This is a genomic window from Pseudomonas sp. BGI-2, assembly GCF_004310295.1.
In the GTDB taxonomy this organism is placed as follows: domain Bacteria; phylum Pseudomonadota; class Gammaproteobacteria; order Pseudomonadales; family Pseudomonadaceae; genus Aquipseudomonas.
Window position 1 is genome coordinate 58,022 of sequence record NZ_SISB01000015.1, and the last position, 16,124, is coordinate 74,145.

The following is a 16,124-nucleotide window of genomic DNA, read 5'->3' on the forward strand; positions in this document are numbered from 1 at the left end:
GGAGCGCACAGGTGGACGTGAGCAAGACCAAGAGCAGTTTCTACCGCCGCTTATACGTGGCGTACCTGATCGACAGAGGGTTGGCGATCAGCGTCCCGGCGCTGACCGAAGTGACCGGCATGCCCCGGCGCACGGCGCAGGACACGATTGCGGCGTTGGCAGACCTGGACATTATTTGCGAATTCGAGCAGGAAGAGGGCGCGCGCAACCATGCGGGGCGCTATCGGATTCGCGAGTGGGGGGCGATTGATCGGGGGTGGATCGAGCGCAATTTGCGGCAGATTAAAGCGGTGCTGGAATATCCGTAAGATTTACGGTGTTGCGGCTGACGTCTTCGCGGGCAAGCCTCGCTCCTACAGATCACGCGAATCCCGTAGGAGCGAGGCTTGCCCGCGAAGAGGCCCTTAGGAGCGACGCATCCCGATATGCGGAATGTCATCCTCAAGATATTCCTCGCCCGTCACAACAAACCCGTAACGCCCGTAATACCCCTGCAAATGGGATTGCGCCGAGAGATAGATCGGCACCTCAGGCCAGCGTTTCTCAGCTTGCTTCAACGCCTGCGCCATCAACTCATGCCCAAGCCCGGTGCCACGCGCTCCGGGCGCAATAATCACCCGCCCAATCACCACGTCGCCGCCCTGTAGCTCAGGGTCGAGCAAACGCAGATAAGCCACCAGCCGATCCCCTTCCCACGCCATCAAATGGCAAGTGTCACCTTCCAGATCCTGGCCATCGACATCCTGATATGCGCATTTCTGTTCGACGACGAACACCTCCGCGCGCAGCTGCAGAATGGCGTACAGCTGCTCTTTACCCAGATCGCTGTGGTGTTTGCAGACCCAATCGATTGTCATTTTCACTTTCCTTGAGCAACGTCGTTCCGATACTAAGCGCCCCGGCGAAATATGTCTTTATGGCGAAGAAATTTGTGACAAAGGCCAAAATGCCACCATTCATTTCGCGCGGAACTGTCTTCTTTGTGTAATCTGCGATGAAGCGCTGTGCAGTGGCTCCAATGAGCTAATGTTGAGTACCTGAGTGTCGGTACACGGGTCTTGGAGTTTTGGCAGAAAAATACGCCGGGCAGCCCGCCCGCTAAGGATTTTCTAGCATGCCGCGATTGCATCGAGCGTTTGCTTTGATTGGATTGCTGTTGCTGGCCCAGAGCGCGGCAGCGGAAAGGCTGCGTCTGGTCGCCGACGCCTGGCCACCCTTTACCGACGCCACGCTGGTCAACGGAGGCTTGGCCACCGACATTGTCAGCACCGCGCTGGCCCGGGCCGGTTACGCCAGTGATTTCGAACAGGTGCCTTGGGCGCGAGCGTTGCTCGGGTTGGGTGAAGGTCGTTACGACGTGCTGGTCAACGCCTGGTACACCGACGAACGCACCAAACTGGGCCAGTTCTCCGGCGAATATCTGCTCAACCGCGTGCGCTTTCTCAAGCGCAAGGACGCGCCGATCGAGTTCAGTAATCTGCAGCAACTGCACACCTATCCGATTGCGGTGGTGCGCGGTTACGCCTACTCATCGGAATTCGATGAAGACGTGTCGTTGCAGAAAGTCCCCGTGCATAACTTCGCCATGGCCGTGCGGATGGTCGCGGCGGACCGGGTCAAGTTGACGCTTGAAGACGAGTACGTCGCCCGTTATTACCTTGCGCGGGAATCCTCCAAGGTGCGCAATGCCGTGGAGTTCCTGCCCAAGGCGTTGAGCGAGAACAGCCTGCATATCTTGGTTAGCCTGAAAAATCCGCAGCATAAGCAAATCGTCGCCAACTTCGATCGCGAGATTGCCGAGATGAAGGCTGATGGGAGCTATGAGCGGTTGATGAAGCAGCATGGGATGTGAGGATTGGTTTTTGTGGTGAGGCTGATGGCGCCTTCGCGGGCAAGCCTCGCTCCTACAGAGATCGCGTAAGTCCTGTAGGAGCGAGGCTTGCCCGCGAAGAGGCCCGCCCAGCCACCACAGATCTCAGGCCTCGCTGGTGTCCTTGATGAGATGCGCCGCCAACGTCCGCAACGGCCCCAACTGCCGACAGATCAACGCCAACTGCGTTTGCACCAACCGCTGCCCTTCATCGATTTCATCCGGCATCTGCTCAAGCGTATTGGCCAGCGCCTCTTCCGCATCGCTCTGAATCGCAATCGGCTGTTTGCTCGCCAGCCCTTGGGCTATTTCATCGATGCTGGCCGCCAGGCTCACACCCGCGCCGTCGATCAAGTGCTCGCGAACATCCGGCGGTAGTTGGGTTTCACGGTGCGCACCCAATCCGGACAGATAACTGAGCAAGGTGTGCGACAGCACCAGGAACCGAAACCCGACATCCGCTTCCTTACGAAAATGCCCCGGTTCCATGAGCATGTTGGCCAGCGTCGTCGACAGTGCCGCGTCAGCGTTGTGCGCGTTGCGTCGGGCCAGGCGATATGCCAGGTCGTCGCTTTTGCCGGCGGCGTATTGCTGCATGATCTGGCGCAGGTAAATGCTGTTGCAGGTCAGGGTGTTCGCCAGCACTTTGTTCAGGCGTCGGCCCTGCCAGTCCGGCAGGAACAGGAACACCGCGAGCCCGGCGATCAGGCTGCCGAGCAAGGTGTCGAACAGTCGCGGCAGGAACAGCCCATAACCATCCCCGACCTGATTGAAGCAGAACAGCACCATCAAGGTGATCGCGGCAGTGGCCAAGGTGTAGCGGGTGGTGCGGTTGATAAAGAACACCACCCCGGCAGCGATCGCGAAGCACGACTGGACCAAGGGGTTGGGGAACAGGTCGAACAGCGCCCAGGCCACCGTCAGGCCAATTGCGGTGCCGATGATCCTCTGCCCGAGTTTGCGCCGGGTGGCGCCGTAGTTCGGCTGGCAGACGAAAAGCGTGGTGAGGATGATCCAGTAACCTTGCGACGGGTGAATCAAATGCACCATGCCGTAGCCGATGCTCAGCGCCAGGGGCAGACGCAGTGCATGACGGAACAGCAGCGACGTCGGGGTCAGCTGCGTGCGCAAGCGAATCCACACATCCTTGAGACTGCGCGGGGAGCGGTCGAGCAGGCTGCTGTCGGTGGCGTCGGCCAGGGCGTCGGGGTTGCTGGCGTCACTGAGCAATCGGTCGAGCGTGCCGAGGTTGGCCGCCAGTGCCCGCAAGGAACGCAGCAAGCCGCGCCAGGCCGGGTTGCTCTGGGTACGCAGGTGTTCGATGGCGGCGTGCAGGTCGCTCAACGCTTCGGCGAAGCTGGCGTCATAGATGAACGGCTGGCGCATCTGGATTGATTCGGCCAGCGCCCGGCAGGCCTTGCCTTGCTGGCGCAGCAGGCGCTGACAGCGGAACAGCACGTCGCTGTGGAAGAACGCCTCGGCCAGCGCGTTGTAAGGGTAGTGCGAAGAGCTGGCGCGCTCGTGGATGTCTTGAGCGAGGAAGTACAGCTTGAGGTAACGGCTGACTTTCGAGCCCGGCCGACCGTTGCCGACCCGGTGCAGGATGATTTCCTTGGCCGCGTTGAGCGCCGCCACCACCCGACCGTTTTGCTGGGCCAGTTCCAGTCGGCGCGCTTCCACGTCCATCTGTCGGATCGGCTCGAACAGCGACGCCTTGAGTTTCAAGTAATAACCCAACTCACGGAACAACCGCGCCAGGCTCTGCTGCACCGGCTGGTTGGAAAACATTGCCTGCCACAGCACCGAGAGCAAACCGTACCAGGCGGCGCCGGCCACCAGCAGCACCGGTTCGTGCCAGAAGTCGGTGACCGCGCCGCCGCGCTGGTCCACGCCGATCATGGTGTAGACCGACAGAATCAACGTCGCCGAGGCAATCGCACCATAGCGTTCGCCCAATGCGCCGAGCATGGTCAGGCAGAAGGCGGCGAGGGCGAAGGCGATGATGAAAAAGACGGGATAAGGGAACAGCAGTTCGACCGACAGCGCGGCGACCAGAAAACACACCAGCGTCACGGCCAGCGCGTTGAGACGACCCTGCCAACTGTCGTCGGTCTCGGCCAGAGCGCTGGCGATGATGCCCAGGAACAACGGGATCAGCAGCCCCATTTCATCCTGGTACCAACAGACGGCCATGCTGCCGGTCAGAGCGATGAACACCCGCACGCTGTAGCTGAATTTATCCAGCGCCCAGAGACGGCGCAGAGACTGACGAAATGAGGTCGATGACATGAAGTGCGAAGGCCTTCCGAGGCAATGCCGCTAAATTGAGCCAGTAATGACGCCGACGCAATGGCGCCGATCACATCTGACAGCAAAATCTGTTCCTTTAACCAACACCACATCACCTATGCGGGAGCGAGCCTGCTCGCGATGAGGCCGGCACATGCAACATCGATGTTGCCTGTTAGGACGCCTTCGCGGGCAAGTCGGATCGCCGCACCGCTCGCTCCTACAAGTTTTGCGTCATTTCAAAATTGGCGTATGACCTGTAGGAGCGAGCGGTGCGGCGATCCGACTTGCCCGCGAAGAACGATGACGCGGTATATCAGACGTATTGCGCGGCGGCGTAGCCGGAGGCCCAGGCCCACTGGAAGTTGAAGCCGCCTAGGTGTCCGGTCACGTCGAGCACTTCGCCGATGAAGTACAACCCCGGGCTTTTCAGCGATTCCATGGTCTTGGACGACACTTCGTGAGTATCGACGCCACCCAAGGTCACTTCGGCAGTGCGATAGCCTTCAGTCCCGGCAGGAACCACTTTCCAGCTCGCCAGTTTCTCGGCGATGTCGGCGATTTCGGCGTGGGTGTACTGCTTCATCGGTTTGGAGACGAACCAGTTGTCCGCCAGCAGGCTGGCCATCTTCTTGGTGAAGACTTCACCGAGCAGGGTTTTCAACTCGCTGTTCGGACGCTCGGCTTGCTGCTGTTGCAACCAGGTCGGCACGTCGTGGTCCGGCATCAGGTTGATCTCAACCGTGTCGCCGGATTCCCAGAACGAGGAGATCTGCAAAATCGCCGGTCCGCTGAGGCCGCGATGGGTGAACAGGATGTTCTCGCGAAAGCTCTGGTCGTTGCAGCTCACCAGGCAATCAACCGACGTGCCGGACAGCTCGGTGCAAAGCTCCTTAAGCTGATCGGTGATGGTGAATGGCACCAGGCCGGCGCGGGTCGGCAGCAAGTCGTGGCCGAATTGCTTGGCGACCTGATAACCGAAGCCGGTGGCGCCCAGGGTCGGGATCGACAGACCGCCCGTGGCGATCACCAGCGATTCACAGGTGATCTGGCCCAGCGTAGTGTCCAGAAGATAACCGCTTTCGAGTTTCTCAATGGTCTGGATTGACGTGTCCAGGTGCAGGCTCACGCCGACCTGATCGCACTCATTGAGCAGCATCTCCAGGATGTCGCTGGATTTGTTATCGCAGAACAACTGGCCGAGTTTCTTCTCGTGGTACGGCACGCCGTGCTTGGCGACCATGCCGATGAAATCCCACTGGGTGTAGCGCGCCAGTGCGGATTTGCAGAAGTGTTCGTTCTGCGAGAGAAAATTGCCAGGTTCGGTGTACATGTTGGTGAAATTGCAGCGGCCACCGCCCGACATCAGGATTTTCTTGCCGGCCTTGTTCGCATGGTCGAGCAACATCACCTTGCGCCCTCGCCCGGCGGCGGTCAGCGCACACATCAACCCTGCGGCGCCAGCGCCAATGATCACGACTTCGGTAGAGCGCAAAACGGTGTCCTCACACAATGATCGTTCCCACGCTCTGCGTGGGAATGCCGCCATGGACGCTCTGCGTCCGCCGTTATGTGACGCGGAGCGTCACGGGATGCATTCCCACGCAGAGCGTGGGAACGATCAGGGTCAGAGGATGCGAACGCGCAACGAGCGGCCCTTGATCTTGCCGTCGTTCAGGCGCTGCAAGGCTTGCTTGGCGATCCCGCGTTCCACGGCCACGTACGCCTGGAAGTCGAAAATCGCAATCTTGCCGACCTGGGCACCTGGAATACCGGCATCGCCCGTCAGTGCGCCCAGAATGTCGCCCGGACGCACCTTGTCTTTACGGCCAGCGCCAATGACCAGCGTGCTCATCACCGGCAGCAGCGGACCGCCGCCCTGAGACTTGAGGTTATCCAGCTGATCCCAGCTCAACGGCGACTTCTGCAGTTGCTCGATGGCTTGGGCGCGATGCGCTTCGGACGGCGCGACCAGACTGATCGCAATCCCTTTCTCACCAGCACGACCGGTACGGCCAACACGGTGGATGTGGATTTCCGAATCACGGGCCAGCTCGACGTTGATCACCATGTCCAGCGCATCGATGTCCAGACCGCGCGCGGCGACGTCGGTAGCAACCAACACCGAAGTGCTGCGGTTGGCAAACATGGCCAGCACCTGGTCACGGTCACGCTGTTCCAGATCGCCGTGCAGGCCGACGGCGGAGATACCTTTGGAGGTCAGGTGATCGACGGTTTCCTGAACCTGCTGCTTGGTGAAGCAGAAGGCTACACAGGAGGCCGGACGATGATGCGCGAGGACTTTGACCACGGCGTCCATGCGCTCTTCCGGAGAAATTTCGTAGAAACGCTGCTCGATCTGCGTGTCGTCATGGAACGCCTCGGCCTTCACGATCTGAGGGGTGCGCATGAATTTCGCCGCCAGTTGCTTGATACCCGTCGGGTACGTGGCGGAGAACAGCAGGGTCTGGCGGCGTTCCGGGGTCTGGGCAATGATCTCTTCGATGGAATCGTAGAAACCCATGTCGAGCATGCGGTCGGCTTCGTCGAGGATCAGCGTGTTCAGGCCATGGAGCACCAGTGAACCTTTGCGCAAATGTTGCTGAAGGCGGCCCGGGGTGCCGACGATGATGTGCGCGCCATGCTCCAGAGAGCCGATCTGCGGGCCGAAGGACACGCCGCCACACAGGGTCAGGACCTTGATGTTGTCTTCGGAACGGGCCAGGCGACGGATTTCCTTGGCAACCTGGTCAGCCAGCTCGCGCGTCGGGCAAATGACCAGCGCCTGGCAACCGAAGAAGCGCGGATTGATCGGGTTCAGCAGGCCGATACCGAAGGCGGCGGTCTTGCCGCTGCCGGTCTTGGCCTGGGCGATCAGATCCATCCCCTTGAGGATCACCGGCAAGCTTTGCGCCTGGATCGGCGTCATCTGGGCATAACCGAGGGAGTCGAGGTTAGCCAGCATGGCGGCGGACAGCGGCAAAGTATTAAAAGCGGTGGCGATGGTGGTCACGGGACTGGCCTGCAAAACAAAATGTCGCGCAGTGTATCAGTCCCGCGCGCTCTACCTGCAACTTCTGGACGAACGCAAACCTGTGGCGATGGGGATTTACTGTGGCGAGGGGATTCATCCCCGTTGGGGTGCGCAGCGCCCCCTTTTAATCTGGCGCCTCGGTGGGTCAGATCAACCTTCTCAGGATTGCTGCGCAATCCAACGGGGATGAATCCCCTCGCCACAGATAAATCCCCTCGCCACAAGTGCCTTGTTCAATGTTCGATGTGCTGTTCCGGACGTTTGACGCGCCGTCCGTCTTCCTTTGAGAGCTGCGAGAAGATCGTCGCGGCCAGCATCGCCATGATTCCGACCGTGACAAACGTCAGCTGGAAAGCCCCTAGAATTGTGTCCACACCGTCGTTGCCGATCTCTGCGGTAAAGCCGCCGAGCAAGGCGCCGGCGCAGGCAACGCCGAGGCTCAGGGACAATTGCGCGACCACCGACAGCAGGCTGTTGCCGCTGCTGGCGCTGGCGTCGTCGAGGTCGATCAGGGTCACGGTGTTCATTGCGGTGAACTGCAAGGAGTTGATCGCGCCGAGAATCGCCAGCATCCCCAGCAGCAGCCAGTAAGGCGTCTGCTCGCTGACCAGGCCCATGCTCGCGAGCATGAGTCCCAGCGCCAGGGTGTTGCCGGTGAGCACGATGCGATAACCCAGGCGCTCGATCAGCGGCCGCGCCACCGACTTGGCGACCATGGCCGCAGCCGCCAGCGGCAACATGCTCATCCCGGCCTGGGACGGCGAGTAACCCAGCGCCACTTGCAGCAGCAACGGCACGAGGAACGGCAAGGCGCCGCTGCCCAGGCGGGCGAACAGGTTGCCGAGGATGCCCACGGCAAACGTCCGGGTCTTGAACAGCGAAGGCGCGAACAGCGGATTATCGATGTGCCCGGCGCGCAACCAATACGCCGCCAGACACGCCATGCCGCCGAACAGCAGCAACATCACCCGCAAGTGCGGCAGGTGCAGTTCGCCGAGGCCTTCCATGGCGATGGTGATCAGCACCATCGCCGCACCGAACAGCAAGAAACCGAGGCTGTCGAAACGCGTGCGTTCGCTGCCCCGCAGGTCGGGGATGAACTTCCACACGGCGTAGCAACCGACAGCGCCCACCGGCAGGTTGATCAGGAAAATCCAGTGCCAGGTCAGGTATTCGACCATCCAGCCGCCCATGGTCGGGCCGATCAACGGGCCGAGCAGGCCGGGAATGGTGATGAAGCCCATGATCCGCACCAGTTCCGAGCGCGGATAAGCGCGTAACACCACTAATCGCCCGACCGGCAGCATCAGCGCGCCGCCCAGGCCTTGGATCACCCGCGCGCCGATCAGCATGTTCAGGGTGCTCGACAACGCGCAGAGCAATGAGCCGAGGCTGAACAGCAGAATGGCGCCGAAGAAAATTTTCTTGGTGCCGAAACGGTCGGCGATCCAGCCGGAGGCGGGGATCAATAATGCGACGGTGAGCATGTAGGCGATGATCACGCCCTGCATGCGCAGCGGATCTTCGGCGAGATCTCGGGCCATGGCGGGCAGGGCGGTGTTGAGAATGGTGCCGTCGAGGGATTGCATGAAGAAAGCGATGGCGACGACCCACGGCACCCAGCGGGCGGTGACAGCGTCGAGAGGCAGGCGGTTGGGCATGGGACCTCTTGTCAGTGTGAATCAGGGAGTCCGTGGTGACTTCTTCGCGGGCAAGCCTCGCTCCTACAGGTTCAGCATCGGCCGAAAAACCTGCGACAACCCCCGATCCCGTAGGAGCGAGGCTTGCCCGCAAAGCTTTTACAGGGTCAACGTGAGTCGGCTGACGAGCGCCCCCGGCAACAACGCGGAGGCAGTCGCTCGCTGGCTGTACGTGCTGGCCGACAACATCAATTCGCGTTCCTGGGTCAACGCTTCCAGCTGCGATCCCAGCAAGCTGTAAGCACTGTCATCAAACCGCATGGTGCTGACCGGCGCCTGAATCTCGCCGTTCTCGACCCAGAAGGTCGCAAACCGCGTCATGCCGGTCAGGCGCGCCGCCGGTTGGTCCGAATAGTTCAGGTACCAGAGGTTGCTGATGTACAAACCAGTGCCCAGTTGCTTGAGAATCTCTGCGTCAGGCATCGCGCCCGCCGCCATGTTCACTGCGCTTGGCATTTCACCGCCGCTGGCGCCGTTGGCGGTCAGGCCGTACTCGGCCGCACTGCGTGAACTGACCATCTGCGCGCCGGCCTTGCCGTTGACGATCAACCCCAAATCGCTGCGCGGATAACCTTCGCCGGAGAATGCGGGGCTCAACGAACCGCTGACCTTTTCATCGACCGACACCAACGGGCTGAACGCACTGTCGCCCGCGTAAAGCTTCTGCAGCGGACTGTTTTTGCTGGCAATCGACTGTGCCGAGAAACCGCCCCAGCCCAGCATGTCCATGATTTCGCCCAGGGCTGCAGGCGCCAGGTAGGCGCGGTACTGACCCGGCGCCAGGGTGCGTTGCGGTCTGCCCAGGAATGCCAATTGCTCGCGTGCCTGCGCAAAGCGTTTGGCAAACCCTTCGCTGTTCCAGTCGTGCCCGGCGTAGCTGGCCTTCACCGCTTGGCCGTTTTCGTGGAACAAGCTGAAATCGAAATTGAAGCTGTTGGCCTGATGCCAACCGAACGCGCCCGAGGAACTGGCGAAACCACGGCTGATCGGCCCGGCGGCATAGAAGCCCACCAGATCCAGCCCTTCGGCCGCCTGGGTGATTTCGGCCACCACCTGTTCGGTGTCCGGCAGCGGATGTTCCTGCACGTTCTTGCTCTGCCAGTCGTTGTGGTTGAGCAGCAGGTACGGATCCTGCGGCAGCAATGGCAAGGTTTCGCGCAGCTGTTGCAGACCTTCGGCCAGTCGCTGAACGTCGACTTCCGCATCACCGGCCAGGGTGATGTTGAGGTCGGCGTGGCGCCCCTCGTTGATCAGTTTGAAACCGACACTCGCCTGCTGCACCTGACCGGCCTGACGAACCTTGGCGTGGTTGAAGCGCACGAAGGCCGACGATTCGGCGGCGTAGCTGAGGGTGAATTGTTCCGGCTTGCGAATCGCATCGCGCAGCCAGTTGACCAAAGCCTTGAACGACTCGGCCTGATTGTTTGAAGTACTCATCAGGCGTCTCCCCCAAATACATCTACGTTGCTGAACACACAGGCCGGCGAGGCATGCCCGACGCGAATGACCTGATTCGGTTCGCCCTTGCCGCAGTTCGGCGTGCCCAGGACCTTGACGGTGTTCGCATCGCCGACGGCGCTGAGGCTTTTCCAGAACTGTGCGGAAATCGCCCGGTAGTTCGGGTTTTTCACCACGCCTTTGAGTTCGCCGTTTTCGATCAACTGCGCCCATTCGCAACCGAACTGGAATTTGTTGCGCGCATCGTCGATGGACCACGAGCGGTTGGTCGACATCATGATGCCGTGCTCGATGTTGCCGATCAGTTGTTCCAGCGGCTGATCGCCGGGCTCGATGTTCAAGTTGGCCATGCGGTCTATCGGCGGACGGTTCCAGCCACAGGCGCGGCTGTTGGCGACACCGTCCATGCCGGCTCGAAATTGCGACAGCGCGCCGCCCAATGGACGCAGCAGCAGGCCTTCTTTAATCAGGAATTGCTTGCTTGCAGCCGTGCCGTCGTCGTCATGGCCGTAGCTGGCGAGCTGCTCGGGGATGTCCGGGTCGAAGGTCACGTTGAGCAGTTTGGAGCCGTATTGCAGGCGGCCGAAGTCTTCTGCCTTGACGAAACTGGTGCCAGCGTAATTGCGTTCGTCGCCCAAGATGCGGTCCAGTTCCAACGGGTGACCGATGGATTCGTGGATCTGCAGCATCATTTGGTCCGGCATCAACAGCAGGTCGCGCGGGCCTTGCGGGGTGTTCGGCGCCAGCAGCAATTGCAGCGCTTGATCAGCGACTAGCGGGCCGGCACCCACCAGGCCGCAGCGGCTGATCACATCGAAGCCGCCTTGCTGGCCGAAGTTTTCACGGCCCAGGGTGCGGGTCTGGCTGTCGCTGCCGTCATAGGCGGTGACATCCAGGCCCGGGTAGACGAAACGTTGAGCCTGACGCAGTTCGGCGCCGACGCTGTTGAGGTAGATCTGCTCGACGTGGGTGATGCCGATGCTCACCTGCCAGTTCACCAGCCGCTCGTCCTTGGGTACGGCGGCGGATTCGGCGCCGAGCAGTTGATAGCAATCGCTCAGGGACGGGAAGGGCTGGTCGAAGTTCGGCGAGAAGTAATCGGCGCGGTCGCTGGAGACGGCTTGGCCGCGCAGGTCGAGCAGGTCGAGCAGGGCGTGGGGCTTGAGTCGGCGAGCTTGTTGCTCGGCACGCTCCAGGGCGGCTTGCAGGCCTGATTGGGACAGGTCGTTGGTCGCGGCGTAGGCTTCGACGCCGTTGACCCGAACGGTCAGCATCGCGCCTTCGTCGCGGCTCAGGCTCGGAGGTTCGGCGACATTCTTGCGCACCGAGAGGTATTGGCCGGACTCGCGCACATAACGCAGCGAAAAGAATTCAGCGCCCGTGCGCAAGGCAGCGAAGCGCTGCTTGAGCTGGGGGTGGAAATCGAACATTCGGGAACCTCCTTGGTATGGAGTGGCGGTGTATCGATGTTGCGAGGGGGTGAAACGTTTGCGTGGCGCTAGATTAGGCCTGCGTGGGGGTAGGATCAAGGGCGGAGCGGTGTAGGAATGGATTACCAGGGTGTATCAGGAGGTTGTGTGTTGGTTGGGAGGACCCCTTCGCGGGCAAGCCTCGCTCCTACAAGGAAACACGATCCCATGTAGGAGCGAGCGGTGCGACGATTCGACTTGCCCGCGAAGGCCGCACCTTGGTGTAACGGTCTTACTGAGCAGCCAGGCTCACATCCCGCAACGGCTTGCCACGCACCGGTGCATCACCGGCCACGAAGTAGTCGGCGGTGCTGCGCGGCAACGGCTGGCGACCACGGATCTTGTCGGCGATTTTCTCGGCGATCATGATCGTTGGCGCATTCAGGTTGCCGGTGGTGATGATCGGCATGATCGAGGCATCGACCACACGCAAGGCTTGCATGCCATGCACACGACCTTCGCCATCGACCACGGCCATTTCGTCGGTGCCCATCTTGCACGAGCAGGACGGGTGGAACGCGGTTTCGGCGTGTTCGCGGATGAACTTGTCCAGCTGCTCATCGGTTTGCACGTCGATGCCGGGGCTGATTTCGCGGCCACGGAAAGCGTCCAGTGCAGGCTGTTGCATGATTTCACGGGTCAGGCGGATGCCGTCGCGGAATTCCTGCCAGTCCTGCTCGGTGGCCATGTAGTTGAACAGGATGCTCGGGTACTCGCGCGGATACTTGGACTTGGCCTGAATACGACCGCGACTCGGCGAACGCATGGAACCCATGTGCGCCTGGAAACCGTGCTCTTTCACGCCATTGCTGCCGTTGTAGTTAATCGCAACCGGCAGAAAGTGGTACTGAATGTTCGGCCAATCGAATTCTTCGCGGGTACGGATAAAACCGCCGGCTTCGAACTGGTTGCTGGCGCCGATGCCGGTGCCGTTGAACAGCCACTCGGCACCGATGGCTGGCTGGTTGTACCAGAGCAGCGACGGGTACAGCGAGACCGGTTGGGTGCAGGCGTATTGCAGGTACAACTCGAGGTGATCCTGCAGGTTTTCGCCGACGCCTGGCAGGTCATGGACCACCGGGATGTCGAGTTTGTTCAGCAGTTCGGCCGGGCCGACACCGGAGCGTTGCAGAATCTGCGGCGACGCGATGGCGCCGGAACACAGCAGCACTTCTTTGCGGGCGCGGGCTTCAACGCGCTCTTCAGCGGCGCCGATCAAGTAACGCACGCCGACTGCACGCTTGCCTTCGAACAGGATCTTGTCGGTCAGGGCGTGAGTGACGATGGTCAGGGTCGAACGCTTCTTGGCGACGTCCAGGTAACCGCGAGCGGTGCTGGCGCGACGGCCGTTCGGCGTCACGGTGCGGTCCATCGGGCCGAAGCCTTCTTGCTGGTAACCGTTCAAGTCTTCGGTGCGCGGGTAACCGGCTTGCACGCCTGCTTCAACCATCGCGTGGAACAGCGGGTTGTTGCCGGCTTTCGGGGTGGTCACGCTGACCGGGCCGTCGCCACCGTGGTAGTCGTTCGCGCCGATGTCCCGAGTTTCAGCCTTGCGGAAGTACGGCAGGCAGTTCAGGTAGTCCCAGTCTTCCAGACCTGGCAGTTTCGACCAGTTGTCGTAGTCCATCGCGTTGCCGCGGATGTAGCACATGCCGTTGATCAGCGAAGAACCACCCAGGCCCTTGCCGCGACCGCATTCCATCCGGCGACCGTCCATGTGTGGCTCTGGATCGGTTTCGTAGGCCCAGTTGTAGCGACGACCTTGCAGCGGAAACGCCAGGGCAGCCGGCATTTGCGTACGGAAGTCCAAACGGTAGTCCGGGCCACCCGCTTCGAGCAGCAGGACGGTGACGCCTTCGTCTTCAGTCAGACGGGTCGCCAGGGTGTTACCGGCCGAGCCGGCACCAATGATGATGTAATCGAATTCTTGGGACATTAAATGCACCCTCTTTGAAAGTGGTCAGGTCATGGCCATGGCGAGTGCTGCGCACTCGTTCGCGGGCAAGTCGGAACGCCGCCCGCTCACTCCTACAGGTTTTGCGTCGTGCACAAAACCGCGGCAAACCCCGATCCTGTAGGAGCGAGGCTTGCCCGCGAAGGCGGCCTCGCAGGCGAAGCAGATGCCTGCTTAGAAAACCGAGGCGTAATCGCCCAGTTCGACCTGTACCGATTTGATGCGTGTGAAGTTGTTCAGCGAGCTGATGCCGTTCTCACGGCCCACACCCGACTGCTTGTAGCCACCGACCGGCATCTTCGCGTCGGACTCGCCCCAGGCGTTGATCCAGCAGATACCGGCTTCCAGTTGATGAATCACGCGGTGAGCGCGGTTCAAGTCTTTGGTGACGATGCCAGCCGCCAGGCCGAAGTCGGTGTCGTTGGCACGACGGATCACTTCTTCTTCGGTGTCGTAGGTCAGGATGGCCATGACCGGGCCGAAGATTTCTTCGCGAACGATGGTCATCTCGTCGGTGCAGTCGGTGAACACGGTCGGTGCCACGAATGCGCCTTTGGCGAAGTCGCCGTCGGTCAGGCGAGTACCGCCGCACAGGACGCGAGCGCCTTCTTCCTTACCTTTGGCGATGTAACCCAACACGCTTTCCATGTGGGCAAAGCTGACCAGCGGGCCGAAGTTGGTGTTTTCGTCTTCCGGGTTGCCGATGCGGATGCGCGCAACGCGCTCAGCGATCTTGGCTTCGAAAGCGGCTTTCAGGTGCGTCGGTACGAACACGCGAGTGCCGTTGGTGCAGACCTGACCGGAGCTGTAGAAGTTGGCCATCATCGCGGTGTCGGCCGCGCGATCGAGGTCGGCGTCGTCGAAGATGATCAGCGGGGATTTGCCGCCCAGTTCCATGGTCACGTCTTTCAGCGACGAAGCGGAAGCGCTGGCCATGACCTTCTTGCCGGTGTCGGTGCCACCGGTGAAAGAGATTTTTTCGATGCGTGGGTGTTCGGTCAACCAAGTGCCGACTTCACGGCCGCTGCCGGTCAGCACGTTGAACACGCCAGCCGGAACGCCGGCTTCGGTGTAGATCTCGGCCAGTTTCAGCGTGGTCAGGGACGTGACTTCGCTTGGCTTGAAGATCATCGCGTTACCGGCCGCCAGGGCTGGTGCGGATTTCCACAGGGCGATCTGGATCGGGTAGTTCCATGCGCCGATACCGGCCACGACGCCCAGCGGCTCGCGACGGGTGTAAACGAACGACGTGGTGCGTAGCGGGATCTGCTCGCCTTCGATGGCTGGGACCAGGCCTGCGTAGTATTCCAGTACATCAGCACCGGTGACGATGTCGACATACTTGGTTTCGGAGAACGATTTACCGGTGTCCAGGGTTTCCAGGGCGGCCAGTTCATCGTTGCGCTCGCGCAGGATGTCCACGGCACGGCGCAGGATGCGCGAACGCTCCATGGCGGTCATCGCGGCCCAGATTTTCTGGCCCTTTTCAGCGCTGACGACAGCGCGCTCAACGTCTGACTGGGTCGCACGTTGTACTTTTGCGAGGACTTCACCGTTAGCCGGGTTGATGGCTTCGAAAGTGGCGTCGCTGCTGGCGTCGGAGTAGCCGCCATCGATGTAGAGTTTTTGCAGTTCGAAACGGGCCATAAAGTCCTCGCAAGTGCATAAGTGGTTGGCGTTGGCCACCGGGCGTGCCCTATAGCTTTGGGCAACGCTGGTCAGTGGCAGTTCAGGGGTTGAGCGGTTATGTGTGCTCTAACTCACCTGCTTGGCCAGTTGAAAATCCATGTATTCGTAAGCGATCTGGTGCGCTTGCTCAGTGTCGAAAGCATCTCCCGACAGCGCGCCGCGCAACCACAAACCGTCAATGAGGGCTGCCAGACCCCGGGCTGCACTGCGCGCGTCATCGAGCGGCAATACACGGCGGAACTGGCAGCACAGGTTGGAATACAGGCGGTGATCGTTAATCCGCTGCAACCTGTGCAATGACGGGTGGTGCATGCTGGTAGCCCAGAAGGCCAGCCAGGTTTTCATTGCTGGGCCATTGACCTGGCTGGCGTCGAAGTTGCCTTCGATAATCACCTGCAGATGTGCCCGTGGGCTGTCATCTGCCAGCGCCTGACGGCGCGCGGTGACGTTCTCGCTGAGGACACTCATCAGGTACTGCGCCGTGGCAGCGATCAGGCCGTTCTTGTCCTGAAAATAGTGACTGATGATGCCATTCGAGACACCGGCCAAACGGGCGATCAGCGCAATGCTGGCGTCCCCCATTCCGACCTGATCTACCGCCTGCAATGTGGCTTCGATCAACTGCTGGCGGCGGATGGGTTGCATACCGACCTTGGGCATC

Annotated in this window: 12 protein-coding genes; 2 read left to right on the top strand and 10 right to left on the bottom strand. The window is 61.0% G+C overall.

The features are described from left to right. Window positions 1–11 precede the first annotated feature (11 nt). Window positions 12–308, top strand: a complete 297-nt coding sequence (locus tag EYC95_RS12415; protein WP_131060616.1) for a helix-turn-helix domain-containing protein — start codon at window positions 12–14, stop codon at window positions 306–308. Window positions 309–404: 96 nt separating this feature from the next. On the opposite strand, the gene EYC95_RS12420 is transcribed toward EYC95_RS12415, so the two are convergent. Beyond that, the gene (locus EYC95_RS12420; protein ID WP_131060617.1) at window positions 405–857 is read right to left on the bottom strand and encodes a GNAT family N-acetyltransferase; all 453 of its coding nucleotides are present in this window, start codon (window positions 855–857) and stop codon (window positions 405–407) included. A gap of 257 nt (window positions 858–1,114) precedes the next feature. On the opposite strand from EYC95_RS12420, the gene EYC95_RS12425 reads away from it, so the two are divergent. After that, a complete protein-coding gene (locus EYC95_RS12425; RefSeq protein ID WP_131060618.1) occupies window positions 1,115–1,852 on the top strand; it encodes an ABC transporter substrate-binding protein in 738 nt (245 codons plus the stop codon). A gap of 123 nt (window positions 1,853–1,975) precedes the next feature. On the opposite strand, the gene yccS is transcribed toward EYC95_RS12425, so the two are convergent. The 9 genes from yccS to betI form a co-directional block, all read right to left on the bottom strand. Then, complete coding sequence (gene yccS, locus EYC95_RS12430; RefSeq protein WP_131060619.1) at window positions 1,976–4,159, bottom strand: YccS family putative transporter; 2,184 nt, start codon at window positions 4,157–4,159, stop codon at window positions 1,976–1,978. A gap of 316 nt (window positions 4,160–4,475) precedes the next feature. Next, the gene (locus EYC95_RS12435; RefSeq protein ID WP_131060620.1) at window positions 4,476–5,654 is read right to left on the bottom strand and encodes an NAD(P)/FAD-dependent oxidoreductase; all 1,179 of its coding nucleotides are present in this window, start codon (window positions 5,652–5,654) and stop codon (window positions 4,476–4,478) included. Window positions 5,655–5,786: 132 nt separating this feature from the next. Further along, a complete protein-coding gene (dbpA, locus tag EYC95_RS12440; RefSeq protein ID WP_256656952.1) occupies window positions 5,787–7,124 on the bottom strand; it encodes an ATP-dependent RNA helicase DbpA in 1,338 nt (445 codons plus the stop codon). A 302-nt stretch (window positions 7,125–7,426) separates the two neighbouring features. Further along, window positions 7,427–8,854 carry a multidrug transporter subunit MdtD gene (mdtD, locus tag EYC95_RS12445; protein WP_131060622.1) on the bottom strand — a complete coding sequence of 476 codons (1,428 nt, stop codon included), beginning with the start codon at window positions 8,852–8,854 and terminating at the stop codon, window positions 7,427–7,429. A 138-nt stretch (window positions 8,855–8,992) separates the two neighbouring features. After that, window positions 8,993–10,330: a TldD/PmbA family protein gene (locus EYC95_RS12450; RefSeq protein WP_131060623.1), complete on the bottom strand. Its 1,338-nt coding sequence runs from the start codon at window positions 10,328–10,330 to the stop codon at window positions 8,993–8,995. Beyond that, on the bottom strand, window positions 10,330–11,781 hold the full coding sequence (locus EYC95_RS12455; RefSeq protein WP_131060624.1) for a TldD/PmbA family protein: 1,452 nt from the start codon (window positions 11,779–11,781) through the stop codon (window positions 10,330–10,332). Before EYC95_RS12455 ends, EYC95_RS12450 begins: the two co-directional genes overlap by 1 nt. 271 nt (window positions 11,782–12,052) lie before the next feature. Beyond that, entirely contained in the window at window positions 12,053–13,756 is a 1,704-nt protein-coding gene (betA, locus tag EYC95_RS12460; protein ID WP_131060625.1) for a choline dehydrogenase, read from the bottom strand. 192 nt (window positions 13,757–13,948) lie between these two features. After that, window positions 13,949–15,421 carry a betaine-aldehyde dehydrogenase gene (gene betB, locus EYC95_RS12465; protein ID WP_131060626.1) on the bottom strand — a complete coding sequence of 491 codons (1,473 nt, stop codon included), beginning with the start codon at window positions 15,419–15,421 and terminating at the stop codon, window positions 13,949–13,951. Between the two features lie 108 nt (window positions 15,422–15,529). Next, window positions 15,530–16,123: a transcriptional regulator BetI gene (gene betI, locus EYC95_RS12470; RefSeq protein WP_131060627.1), complete on the bottom strand. Its 594-nt coding sequence runs from the start codon at window positions 16,121–16,123 to the stop codon at window positions 15,530–15,532. Between the last annotated feature and the right edge of the window lies 1 nt (window position 16,124).

Bases quoted from the DNA above. Each gene is read 5' to 3' on its own strand.
- EYC95_RS12420 (WP_131060617.1), bottom strand. From the start codon at position 857: ATGACAATCGATTGGGTCTGCAAACACCACAGCGATCTGGGTAAAGAG.
- EYC95_RS12425 (WP_131060618.1), top strand. From the start codon at position 1,115: ATGCCGCGATTGCATCGAGCGTTTGCTTTGATTGGATTGCTGTTGCTG.
- yccS (WP_131060619.1), bottom strand. From the start codon at position 4,159: ATGTCATCGACCTCATTTCGTCAGTCTCTGCGCCGTCTCTGGGCGCTG.
- dbpA (WP_256656952.1), bottom strand. From the start codon at position 7,124: ATGCTGGCTAACCTCGACTCCCTCGGTTATGCCCAGATGACGCCGATC.
- mdtD (WP_131060622.1), bottom strand. From the start codon at position 8,854: ATGCCCAACCGCCTGCCTCTCGACGCTGTCACCGCCCGCTGGGTGCCG.
- EYC95_RS12450 (WP_131060623.1), bottom strand. From the start codon at position 10,330: ATGAGTACTTCAAACAATCAGGCCGAGTCGTTCAAGGCTTTGGTCAAC.
- EYC95_RS12455 (WP_131060624.1), bottom strand. From the start codon at position 11,781: ATGTTCGATTTCCACCCCCAGCTCAAGCAGCGCTTCGCTGCCTTGCGC.
- betA (WP_131060625.1), bottom strand. From the start codon at position 13,756: ATGTCCCAAGAATTCGATTACATCATCATTGGTGCCGGCTCGGCCGGT.
- betB (WP_131060626.1), bottom strand. From the start codon at position 15,421: ATGGCCCGTTTCGAACTGCAAAAACTCTACATCGATGGCGGCTACTCC.
- betI (WP_131060627.1), bottom strand. From the start codon at position 16,123: ATGCCCAAGGTCGGTATGCAACCCATCCGCCGCCAGCAGTTGATCGAA.